Annotated in this window: 8 protein-coding genes; 7 read left to right on the forward strand and 1 reads right to left on the reverse strand. The window is 59.2% G+C overall.

The window, feature by feature from the left end; all coding sequences use genetic code 11:
• Positions 1–132: 132 nt before the first annotated feature.
• From AC2VNO_RS00550 to AC2VNO_RS00580, 7 genes are read left to right on the forward strand one after another with little or no spacing between them, the layout of a single operon-like run.
• On the forward strand, positions 133–1,863 hold the full coding sequence (locus tag AC2VNO_RS00550; protein WP_486932314.1) for a class I SAM-dependent DNA methyltransferase: 1,731 nt from the start codon (positions 133–135) through the stop codon (positions 1,861–1,863).
• Positions 1,853–3,310 carry a restriction endonuclease subunit S gene (locus AC2VNO_RS00555; RefSeq protein ID WP_486932315.1) on the forward strand — a complete coding sequence of 486 codons (1,458 nt, stop codon included), beginning with the start codon at positions 1,853–1,855 and terminating at the stop codon, positions 3,308–3,310. The genes AC2VNO_RS00550 and AC2VNO_RS00555 overlap by 11 nt, the downstream gene beginning before the upstream one ends.
• Complete coding sequence (locus tag AC2VNO_RS00560; RefSeq protein WP_486932316.1) at positions 3,303–5,246, forward strand: ATP-binding protein; 1,944 nt, start codon at positions 3,303–3,305, stop codon at positions 5,244–5,246. Before AC2VNO_RS00555 ends, AC2VNO_RS00560 begins: the two co-directional genes overlap by 8 nt.
• The gene (locus AC2VNO_RS00565) at positions 5,239–8,397 is read left to right on the forward strand and encodes a type I restriction endonuclease subunit R (RefSeq protein ID WP_486932324.1); all 3,159 of its coding nucleotides are present in this window, start codon (positions 5,239–5,241) and stop codon (positions 8,395–8,397) included. Before AC2VNO_RS00560 ends, AC2VNO_RS00565 begins: the two co-directional genes overlap by 8 nt.
• An 11-nt stretch (positions 8,398–8,408) precedes the next feature.
• Positions 8,409–9,377, forward strand: coding sequence for a DUF2157 domain-containing protein (locus tag AC2VNO_RS00570; RefSeq protein WP_486932317.1), 969 nt, complete (start codon positions 8,409–8,411; stop codon positions 9,375–9,377).
• Positions 9,374–10,453, forward strand: a complete 1,080-nt coding sequence (locus AC2VNO_RS00575) for a DUF4401 domain-containing protein (RefSeq protein WP_486932318.1) — start codon at positions 9,374–9,376, stop codon at positions 10,451–10,453. The genes AC2VNO_RS00570 and AC2VNO_RS00575 overlap by 4 nt, the downstream gene beginning before the upstream one ends.
• Positions 10,450–10,986 carry a GDYXXLXY domain-containing protein gene (locus AC2VNO_RS00580; RefSeq protein WP_486932319.1) on the forward strand — a complete coding sequence of 179 codons (537 nt, stop codon included), beginning with the start codon at positions 10,450–10,452 and terminating at the stop codon, positions 10,984–10,986. The genes AC2VNO_RS00575 and AC2VNO_RS00580 overlap by 4 nt, the downstream gene beginning before the upstream one ends.
• 35 nt (positions 10,987–11,021) lie before the next feature.
• On the opposite strand, the gene AC2VNO_RS00585 is transcribed toward AC2VNO_RS00580, so the two are convergent.
• Positions 11,022–11,526, reverse strand: a 505-nt coding sequence (locus AC2VNO_RS00585; protein WP_486932320.1) for a VIT1/CCC1 transporter family protein, incomplete at its 5' end; no start/stop codon positions are given.

Below are 11,526 nucleotides of genomic sequence, written 5' to 3' on the forward strand. Positions count from 1 at the left end.
AGCAGGCCCTAGGCTCAGTTAGACGTGAAACAGAGTTAGCCATCGTGCGGCCAGGCGGGGGCGGGCACTGATACAATGCGGCATATTTGAACACTGAATCCGGATAGTCCGGGGTCGGTAGCGGGGGATTGGATGAATACCACGGAACAGCAGTTTCTCAAGGAGCTGGACGACAAGCTCTGGAAGGCCGCCGACAAGCTACGCTCCAACCTGGATGCCGCCAACTACAAGCACATTGTGCTGGGGCTGATCTTCCTCAAGTATGTATCGGATGCCTTCGAGGCGCGTCAGGATGAGCTGCGTGAGCTGTTCCAGACCGAAAGCGATGAGCTCTACTACCTGCCCCGTCATGACTACGACAGCGATGCCGAGTACCAGGCAGCGCTACAGGAGGAGCTGGAAGTTCTGGACTACTATCGTGAGTCCAACGTCTTCTGGGTGCCGCGTGCCGCCCGCTGGAGCACTCTCAAGGAGAAGGCGGCCCTGCCGATCGGCGCCGTGCTGTGGCAGGACGCGCAAGGAAAGGACGTAAAGCTGCGCTCGGTCTCCTGGCTGATCGACAATGCCTTGGACGAAATCGAGAAGAGCAACGAGAAACTCAAGGGTATCCTCAACCGCATCGGGCAATACCAGCTCGACAACGACAAGCTGATCGGGTTGATCAACTCTTTCTCTGATACCACCTTCTCTAAGCCGGTCTACCAGGGCCAGAAGCTCGATCTGCGCAGCAAGGATATCCTGGGCCACGTTTACGAGTATTTCCTCGGCCAGTTCGCGCTGGCGGAAGGCAAGCAGGGCGGCCAGTACTACACCCCCAAGAGCATCGTTACCCTGATCGTGGAGATGCTGGAGCCCTATCGGGGCCGTGTCTATGACCCGGCGATGGGTTCGGGTGGTTTCTTCGTCTCCAGTGACCGCTTCATCGAAGAACACGCCAGCGAGCAACATTACGACCCCGTGGAGCAGAAGAAGCATATTTCCGTCTACGGTCAGGAATCGAACCCCACCACCTGGAAGCTGGCGGCGATGAACCTGGCTATCCGGGGCATCGACTTCAACTTTGGCAAGAAGAACGCCGACACCTTCCTCGATGACCAGCACCCGGACCTGCGTGCCGACTTCGTGATGGCCAACCCGCCCTTCAACTTCAAGGACTGGTGGCATGAGTCACTGGCCGAGGACGCGCGCTGGAAGTACGGTACCCCGCCCCAGAGCAATGCCAACTTCGCTTGGTTGCAGCATATGCTGCACCACCTGGCACCGGCCGGCAGCATGGCGCTGCTGCTGGCCAACGGTTCCATGAGCTCCAACACTAGCGGCGAGGGGGATATTCGCCGCCGGCTGGTCGAGGAGGATTTGGTGGAATGTATGGTGGCCCTGCCGGGACAGCTGTTCACCAACACCCAGATCCCCGCCTGTATCTGGCTGCTTACCAAGGACAAGAGCGGCGGCCTCTCGCCCAATAAGGTGAAGAAGCGTGCACGCCGCAAGGAAGTGCTGTTTATTGACGCCCGCCAGCTCGGCTATATGAAGGACCGGGTGCTGCGGGACTTTACCACCGAGGATATCCGCAAGATCGCCGATACCTTCCACGCCTGGCAGCGCGGCGAGGAGGACTTCGGTACTGCCTACGAGGACTTGCCCGGCTTCTGTAAGGCCGCCACCCTGGAGGAGATTAAAAAGCACGACTTCGTGCTCACTCCCGGCCGCTATGTCGGCGCCCCGGAGCAGGAGGACGATGGCGAACCCTTCGACGAGAAGATGGCGCGGCTAACTACGCAGCTCAAGGCTCAGTTCGAGGAGAGTGACCGATTGGAGGCGGAGATCAAGCGTAATCTTGGGAGGCTGGGGTATGAGCTCTGAATGGCCTGAGGTAAGCGTGGCGGCGATTGCCAGTAATCAGTCGAACGCTCTTGCAACCGGACCTTTTGGATCTGCAATCAGCTCCAGGTTTTTTTTGAAGGAAGGGGTTCCTGTAATAAGAGGGTCTAATCTAAGCGCTGATATTGGCGTCAGGCTGAATGACGAAGAGGTGGTATTTGTAAGTCATGAGAAAGCGAGAGAGTTTTCTCGATCAATTGCTCGTAAGGGAGATGTTGTTTTTACTTGCTGGGGGACTATTAATCAAGTTGGTTTGATAGATGAGTGGTCTCGCTGGGGTGAATATGTTATATCAAATAAGCAGATGAAGTTGACAGTTGATCCGGCCAAGGCTGATCCTAAGTTTATTTATTATGTGTTTTCCAGCCCGGGCAAGCAGTCTGAGATCTTGGCTAATGGTATTGGCGCAGCGGTGCCAGGATTCAATCTAGGGCAGCTGAAAAGGCATAGGATAAAACTCCCACCTCTTGAAGTTCAGAGAAATATAGCTTCTGTGCTTGACGGCCTGGATGGGAGGTGTAGATTCAATAGTAAAGTTAACAGGACTCTCGAACAAATGGCGCAGGCCATCTTTAAAAGCTGGTTTGTCGACTTCGATCCGGTCAAGGCCAAGGTGGCGGCACTGAGCGCCGGTGGCAGCGAAGAAGACGCGCTGCTCGCTGCCATGAGGGCTATTTCTGGCAAGAGTGATGAGCAATTGGATCGCCTAAAGGCCGAAAGCCCCGAGCAGTATGTCGAGCTTGAGGTTACTGCCGAACTGTTTCCCTCTGCCATGCAGGAGAGTGAGCTGGGTGAGATACCGGAAGGGTGGGATGTCAGCCAAATTGGCAATGAGGTAAGTGTCGTCGGTGGTGGAACACCGTCGACAAAGGAATTAAAATTTTGGGATGGGGGAAATATTCCTTGGACAACACCAAGGGATCTTTCGGGACTTTCTGATAAGGTGCTAGTTGCGACAGAGCGAAAGATCACCGCTGCTGGACTTGCCAAGATCAGCTCAGATCTTCTTCCCGTTGATACCGTTTTAATGTCTTCGCGTGCCCCTGTGGGTTACCTCGCTCTGGCAAAGGTACCTGTTGCCGTCAATCAGGGGTACATTGCCATGAAGTGCGAAAAAGCGCTCTCGCCTGAGTTTGTTATCCAGTGGTGTGAGGCCAAAATGGATGAAATTAAGGGGCGTGCTAGTGGTACGACATTTGCAGAAATTAGCAAGAGAAGTTTTAAGCTGATACCCGTGGTTGTACCGTCGCGAGGTCTTGTGGCGGCCTATTCGAAGTGCGCTAAGTCTCTCTATGGTTTGATAGAGTCAAAGGTTCGGGAGGCGCAGAATCTCTCACAACTCCGCGACACTCTACTCCCCAAGCTCCTATCAGGCGAGCTGACGATTTCCGAAGCAGAGGAACAAGTGGCCGAGGTAGCCGATGCTTGAAATCGACTCCCTGGCGGATATCGCGGCCCTGCGCGAGAGCGTGGATGTGGAGTGCAAGCTGGCCCAGGGGCGCGATGGCAAGGGGGCGCTGCCCAAGGAGTTCTGGCCGACCTATAGCGCCTTCGCCAATACCCAAGGCGGTAATATCTTCCTGGGGGTGCGCGAGAAGTCGGGTGGCCGTTTCGAGCTGGCGGGCGTAGCCGATCCTCAGAAGGTGCTCGATGAACTTTGGACTGGGCTCAATAACACCCAGAAGGTCAGTGCCAACTTGCTACGCGATCGCTGGGTGCGTGTTCTGGAGATCGAGGGCAAGGCCGTCGTACATATTCATGTGCCGGCGGCGACTCGCAAGCAACGGCCGGTTTATCTGCGTGGTAATCCCCTGACCGGAACCTACCGGCGCTTCAACAGCACCGACCATCTGCTGGATGAGGAGCAGGTGCGGCGCATGTTGGCCGAGCAGGTCGAGGATAGCCGCGACAACGAGATCCTGCGTGGCTTCGGCCTGGACGATCTGGACTTCGACAGCTTCAACCAGTATCGCCAGCTCTATGCCAACCTGCAGCCCGATCACCCCTGGAACCAACTGGATGCCCAGGCGTTCCTGTACCAGATCGGTGGATGGCGCAAGGACCGTGAAACCGAGCGCTCGGGACTGACCCGCGCCGGGCTGCTTATGTTCGGACAGCAGGTCGCCATCATCGAAGCATTCCCCAACTACATGCTGGATTACCAGGAGCGCCCCGAGCCCAAAGCCGAGCTGCGCTGGGTCGACCGGTTGACCTTGGATGGTAGCTGGTCGGGTAACGTATTCGATTTCTATCGCCGGGTGATTCGCAAGCTGACTGCCGATCTCAAGGTGCCTTTCACCCTGGAGGGAGACCAGCGCCAGGACGATACCCTGGTGCACAAGGCGTTGCGTGAAGCCCTGGTCAATACCCTGGTGCACGCCGACTACACTGGGCGAGCCTCGATTCTGGTGGTCAAGCGACCGGACATGTTCGGCTTTCGCAATCCTGGCCTGATGCGCGTACCGGTGGATCAGGCAATGGCCGGGGGAAACAGCGATTGCCGCAATCGTTTGCTACAGAACATGTTCCGCTTTATCGGTCTGGGTGAGAATGCAGGCTCGGGGCTGCCCAAGATCTTCCAGGGTTGGTCGAGCCAGCACTGGCGCAAGCCGGTTCTTCGCGAAGCTCACTCGCCTTCCGACCAGACCTTGCTGGAGCTTCACATGCTCAGCCTGGTGCCGGAGTCGGTGCTAGCCGAGCTGCGCGACTCTCTGGGGGAGCAGGTTTTCTCCAGACTGACCGACAAGGAGCGCCTGATCCTGGTGACGGCCGCTATCGAGAAGACGGTGGACCATGGCCGCATGATGTCCATTCTGGATATCCATCCTCGCGATCTTAGCCAGCTATTTGCGGGTCTGGTGGATAAGAAGCTGATGCTGAGGAATGGCACCGGGCGGGGCACGGTGTACTTCCTTCCCAATGCGCACCTGGAGGATATCTTCACGGAACTGGAGATGTCGGAAGGGGAGGCGGATGCCAACTCTGAACCTTTCAAGAGCAGCTCTGAACCTTTGGACGTAAGCTCCGGACCTTTGGCGCCGAGCTCTGGACCTTTGGGTGCCAGCTCCGGACCTTTGGGGCCTAGCTCCGGACCTTGGGAGGAGCTGCGGGTACTGGCAGAGCCAGTTGCCACGAAGGGCAAGGCGCCGAAGGCCAAGGTGGAAGGGGTGATTCTGGCACTCTGCTCGCGGCGTCCATTACGACTGGATGAGCTGACGCGCTTGCTGAATCGCTCGGCGGAGTCGTTGCGCAAGCACTATCTGCAACCCTTGGTCAGGGCGCGGCGGCTCAAGCTGCTCTATCCCACCAAGCCCAATCACCCCAGCCAGGCCTATGTGGCCGAGGAGCCAGGCGATGATCAGTGAGAGCCAACTGGAACAGCTTTGCCTGGGGTGGTTCGCCGACAATGGCTGGGAGATCTCCCATGGCCCGGACATCGCTCCTGATGGCGATGCGCCGGAGCGCCAGGATTACCGCCAGGTGCTGCTGCTGGGCGATCTCGATGCGGCGGTCCGACGCCTGAATCCACAGCTACCGGAGGATGCCGTGGAGCAGGTGCTGGCCCAGGTGGCACATCCTGGGAGCCTTGATCTGGTGGTGAATAACCGCGCCTTCCAGCGTCTGCTGCTGGTGGGTGTGCCGGTTACCTACAAGTGCGATGACCGGCAAGTACATGACCACGCCTTCCTGATCGACTTTGCCCAGGTCGATGCCAACCGCTTTCGTATCATCAATCAGTTCACCATCGCTGGAGGCAAGCAACTTCGCCGGCCTGATTTGCTCGCCTTCATCAATGGCCTGCCGTTGGCAGTGCTGGAGCTGAAAAGTCCCACCGACGAGAAGGTCGATATCTGGGACGCCTTCCACCAGGTGCAGACATACAAGGAAGAAGTGCCCGAGCTGTTCGTTACCAACGAAGCCCTTGTGGTCAGTGATGGCTACAACGCGCGGCTGGGTTCGCTGACAGCGAGTCAAGAGCGCTTCATGCCCTGGCGCACCATCAAGCACGAGGACGACAAGCCGCTGCTGGAGTGGCAGCTCGAGACCCTGGTAAGGGGATTCTTCAACCGTGAGCTGCTACTCGACTTCATCCGCTACTTCGTGCTGTTCGAGAGCGACGCCGAGAAGCTGGTAAAGAAGATCGCTGGTTATCATCAATTTCATGCGGTGCGCGAAGCGGTGAGGGCCACGGTGATCGCCGCCAGACCGGACGATTCCCGGCAAGTGGCGGAGCGCCGTGCCAATTATGGCGACAGGATAGTGCCAGGCAGCAAAAAGGCCGGCGTGGTGTGGCACACCCAGGGCTCAGGAAAGAGCATCTCCATGTGCTGCTATGCGGGTATGCTGCTCCAGCAGCCGGAGATGAATAACCCGACGCTGATCGTGGTGACCGATCGCAACGACCTGGATGGCCAGCTCTTCGCTACCTTCAGCGCTGCTCGCGAGCTACTGCGTCAGGAGCCGATGCAGGCCGACGACCGCGATACCCTGCGCGGCCTGCTTGCCGAACGCGAGGCGGGCGGGATCATCTTTACCACGGTTCAGAAGTTCACCCTGCTGGAAGGGGAGTCAAAACACCCGGTACTCAATGATCGCCATAATCTTGTGGTGATCTCAGACGAAGCCCACCGTAGCCAATATGGCTTGAAGGCCAACCTCAAACAAAGTGGCCGCTACACCTTCGGCTACGCCAAGCATATGCGCGATGCGCTCCCCAACGCGTGTTTCATTGGCTTCACCGGCACGCCGATTGATAGTGAAGATAAGAATACCCGCGCTGTCTTCGGCGATTACGTTTCCATCTACGACATTCAGGATGCGGTGGAGGACGGCGCCACGGTTCCGATCTACTATGAATCGCGGCTGGCCAAGCTCGAGATCAACCAGGCCGAGATCGAACAGTTATCCGATCAGGTCGAGGAGGTCATCGAGGACGAGGAAGACATTGGCCACCGCGAGCGCACCAAGGGGGAGTGGAGTCGCCTGGAAAAGCTGGTTGGCTCCAAGCCACGTCTCAAGCAGGTGGCCGCCGATTTGATCGAGCATTTCGAGACGCGCAATGCCACCATCACTGGTAAGGCAATGATCGTAGCGATGAGCCGCGAGATTTGCGCTCACCTCTACAACGAGATTACCGCTCTGCGCCCGGAGTGGCATGATCCCGATCCGGAAAAGGGCGTGATCAAGATCGTGATGACCGGCTCCGCTGCCGACAAGGCACTATTACAGCCGCATATCTATAACAAGAAGACCAAGAAACGCCTGGAGGCACGTTTCAAGAATCCCGACGATCCTCTCAAGCTGGTGATAGTGCGAGACATGTGGCTGACCGGCTTCGATGCACCCTGTTGTCATACCATGTATGTCGATAAGCCGATGAAGGGCCATAACCTGATGCAGGCCATCGCGCGGGTGAACCGAGTGTTCAAGGACAAGCCGGGCGGCCTGGTGGTGGATTACATCGGGATCGCCAACGAGCTGAAGCAGGCGCTGAAGACCTATACCGAGGCTCAGGGCCGGGGGGCGCCAACCCACAGCGCCGAGGAGGCCTACGCGGTATTGCTGGAGCGGCTCGATGTGATCCATGGCATGTTCGCCAAGGGGCCCGGGGGCGAAGGCTTCGATTACAGTGGTTTTCAGGAAGCCCCGCAGAAGCTGCTGGTACCTGCCGCCAACTACATTCTCGGTCTAGAGGATGGCAAGAAGCGCTTCCTGAATACAGTGTTGGCGATGAACAAGGCCTACTCCTTATGCGGCACCCTGGATGAGGCCCGTGCCTTGCACAAAGAGATTGCCTTCCTTTCCGCGATAAAGGCGGCCATCACCAAGGTGACCAGCGTAGACCGCAAGCTGAGTCAGGAAGAGAAGAACTCGGCGCTCAAGCAGATCCTGGACAACGCCTTGGTGGCGGAGGGTGTGACCGACGTGTTCGGCCTGTGTGGGCTCGACAAGCCTAACATTGGGCTGCTCTCCGACGAGTTTCTCGAGGATGTGCGCCAGATGCCCTATCGCAACCTGGCGGTGGAGCTGCTGGAAAAGCTGCTCAAGGACGATATCAAGGCTAAGACCCGCAGCAATGTGGTGCAGGAGAAGAAATATTCCGATCGTCTCCAGGAGACGCTCCGTAAATACCACAACCGCGGGATTGAGACCGCTCAGGTAATCGAAGAGCTGATTGCGATGGCCAAGCAATTTAAGGTCGAGATGTCTCGCGAACAGGATCTTGGGCTAAGTCCGGATGAGGTCGCTTTCTACGACGCTTTGGCCACTAACGAGAGTGCCGTTCGCGAGCTAGGGGACGAAACACTGAAAAAGCTGGCGGTCGAGGTCACCGAGAAGTTGCGTAAGTCCACTACCGTCGACTGGCAAGTGCGCGAGAGTGTTCGAGCTCGATTGCGTATTTTGGTACGCCGCACCCTGCAGCGATACAAGTACCCGCCCGACAAGGCGCCAGAGGCCGTTGAGCTGGTATTGAAGCAAGCTGAGACATTGTCGAGCTACTGGTTGGCAGCATAGGGCAAAACCATATGGCCTCCATTCGCCGTGAGCTGGTGGCGTTGATCGAGCGCGGCGCGATACCGCGTGAGCAGGTGGTTAGGGCAGTTGCGCTTTCGGGGCTGCACCCTTCCGGGCGGGCCTGGGGGGTGTTCCTGGACCGGCTGCTGCTGTGGCTGGGTGCACTGGCACTGGTCTTCGGCGTGCTGTTCCTGGTGGCCTACAACTGGGCCGAGATGGGTCGCTGGCTGCGTTTCGGGCTCGTTCAGGCGGCGCTGGTGGCGGCCATCGTCGTTTACGGATCGGTCAAGGGGCGAGGTGTGGTGGCAAGAGCCGCCTTGATGGCGGCTTCGCTGCTGTTGGGCGTGCTGCTCGCGCTGTACGGCCAGGTCTACCAGACCGGCGCCGACCCTTGGCAGCTGTTCTTCTACTGGGCGGTCCTGATGCTGCCGTGGACCCTGGTGGCGCGCTTCGATCTTCTTTGGGTCCTGTGGCTGGGCCTGCTCAACCTCTCACTGTCGCTTTATTTTCATGCATGGGGCGGTGTTTTCGGCCTGTTCGTCGGCGATACGGGTGCCCTGTGGGGGCTTTTCATTCTCAACACGGCGGCGCTTGCGGTATGGGAGCTGGGTGCAAGGCGCTGGCGTTGGCTGTCGCTGGGCTGGCCCACGCGGCTGCTGGCGCTGGGCAGCGGCATACCGCTCACCCTGCTGGTGATGACGCGACTCGTCGATGAGCGGGTGGCCTTTTCAACGTCGCTGCTGGTGTACCTCCTGTGGCTGATGGCGCTCTACGTCGTCTATCGCCACTGGCGAGCCGATCTGTTCATGCTGGCGGGTGGCTGCCTCTCGATCATTGTCGTGGTTACGCTGTTTCTTGGCCGGCATCTGCTTTGGCAGGGCGGAGCGGGCAGCTTCCTGTTCTTGTCCATGACGGTGCTGGCCTTGGGTGCCATGGCGGTGTTCTGGCTCAAGCGGCTTCATCTGGAGATGTCGGCATGACCCGTTCGCTCGAGGAAAGGCTCGCTCGTGGCGGCGTGAGCGTGGCTCCGGCCGATGGCGCGCCGCCAATCGAAGCGCCCTGGTTCGTGCGTGCCCTCCAGGCGTTTTCGGGCTGGCTTGCTGCCCTGTTCCTGCTGGGATTCATAGGCATGGCTGCTGTGTTCGTGCTCGACAGCAGTGCGGCAGCCGCCACGCTGGGGCTAGTGTTGATGGGCGGCGCTTATGCGTTGCTGTGGAAGACGCGAGGAGACTTCATCGAGCACCTGGCACTGGCTGCCAGCCTGGCGGGGCAGTTGCTGGTGGCATGGGCGCTGGCCTCTGCCCTGGAGGGGGTGAATGCCGGAGTGTGGTGGGCGCTGACGGTGCTGCAGTGCACTCTCGCCCTTGTCATGCCGAGCCTCACCCACCGTACCTTTTCGGCTTTTGCCGCGAGCATGGCGTTCTATCTGGCGCTGACGGAAGGCGCTTCCGCACCTTCGCTGTCAGGTGGCCTGGTGCTGCTGGCACTCACAGCGCTGTGGCTCCATGAGTTTCGCTGGCCGGCTCGCATACGCCAATCGCAGGCGCTGGGCTACGGCCTGCTGTTGGGACTGGTAGCCATCCATGCGCTCGGCTACTTCGGCCAGTCGCTGCTGTTGGGGCGCTACTTCATGGGAACCGGCCTGGATTGGCTGGAACCCTGGGCTGGGGATGTCCTCGGCATACTGGCGCTGGTATTGCTCATCCGGCATGTCTTGCGGCGCCATGCCAGCGCTGTCGTTCCAGGCATGCGGGTGGCGGCCTATGTCGCCGTGCTCGTGCTGGCGCTGCTCTCCCTTCACGCCCATGGTCTGAGTCATGGTCTTGTGGTGCTCGCGCTAGGCTTCGCCATCGGCAATCGTGCCATTATCGGGTTCGGTGGGCTGCTGCTAATGCTCTCCATTATCAACTACTACTATTGGCTGGATGTCACGCTGCTGGCCAAGGCCTTGACGCTATTTGGCCTCGGTATCGCGCTTCTGGCGGCACGCTGGTTGCTGCGGCGCTGGTGGCGAGTCGGTGCGACTGCCGAAGCGGGCACGGGGGTCGACCAATGAAAACGACTGCCAAGCTGAACATGCTCGTCGTCGTAGCCGCCACGGCGCTGATCCTGGCCTTGGTCAACATGGCCATATGGGGCAAGGAGCGCCACCTTGCTGAGGGCCAGGCGGTCTATCTCGAGCTGGCACCGGTGGACCCTCGCTCGCTGATGCAGGGCGACTACATGGCGCTCAACTTCGAGGTCGGCAACCGTATCCGAGACGCCCTTTACTCAGCGCGGCTCGAGAGTGGCGAACGGCAGGCTGCCAATGGGCACGTGGTGGTGCGCCTCGACGACCGAGGCATTGCTCACTTCCAGCGGCTGGGCTCCGCAGAGGAAGCGCTGGGTGACGATGAGATGCCTCTGCGCTACCGCCTGCGCAACGGCCAGGTGCGCTTCGCCACCGACGCCTTCTTCTTCCAGGAAGGACATGCCGAACGCTACGAGCCTGCCCGCTACGGCCAGTTCCGCGTGAACGAGCGCGGCGAGCCCCTGCTCGTTTCGCTGCACGGTGCCGAGCTGGAGCTGCTGGGAAAGATGGAGAGGTAGGGCGCGAGACTAGCGATCTTATTGGCCTAGGTGAACTAGCTCAGGCCGAACAGCGCATGGGCCAGATGCCCGCTGAGGAAGGCAAGGCCGGCGGCAGCACCCCCCATCAACAGGGTACGCAAGCCGGAGCGCAGCAACGGGCGATGATAGACCAGACTCTTGAGCATGCCGATGCCGAAGAACATCGAACCAGCGATAAGCAGGCTGGCCAGGAATTGTGCGCCAGCATCCAGACCCGGCAGCGCATAGGGTAGCAGGGGCATGGCGCCTACGATGATAAAGGCGAAGAAGGTCGTCAGTGCAGCGCGCAGGGGGTTCAATCCGACCGGCTGCAGGGAATGCTCCTCCTTGAGCATGGTATCCACCCAGATATCGTGATTTTCTGTCAGGGTCTCCACAACTCTCTCCAGCAATTCCCCTTCAAAGCCTTTTGCACGGAAAATCTGGCGCACTTCTTCTCGCTCTCCTTCGGGGATTAGCTGGATATGGCGATATTCGCGGCGAGAGACGCTGTCGATATGTTCCTGCTGCGCCTTGGAA

The sequence above is a fragment of the Halomonas sp. TH-94 genome (assembly GCF_057473365.1).

Excerpts from the sequence above, each read along its gene's own strand:
- AC2VNO_RS00550 (WP_486932314.1), top strand. The coding sequence starts at position 133 with ATGAATACCACGGAACAGCAGTTTCTCAAGGAGCTGGACGACAAGCTC.
- AC2VNO_RS00570 (WP_486932317.1), top strand. The coding sequence starts at position 8,409 with ATGGCCTCCATTCGCCGTGAGCTGGTGGCGTTGATCGAGCGCGGCGCG.
- AC2VNO_RS00580 (WP_486932319.1), top strand. The coding sequence starts at position 10,450 with ATGAAAACGACTGCCAAGCTGAACATGCTCGTCGTCGTAGCCGCCACG.
- AC2VNO_RS00560 (WP_486932316.1), top strand. The coding sequence starts at position 3,303 with ATGCTTGAAATCGACTCCCTGGCGGATATCGCGGCCCTGCGCGAGAGC.
- AC2VNO_RS00555 (WP_486932315.1), top strand. The coding sequence starts at position 1,853 with ATGAGCTCTGAATGGCCTGAGGTAAGCGTGGCGGCGATTGCCAGTAAT.
- AC2VNO_RS00575 (WP_486932318.1), top strand. The coding sequence starts at position 9,374 with ATGACCCGTTCGCTCGAGGAAAGGCTCGCTCGTGGCGGCGTGAGCGTG.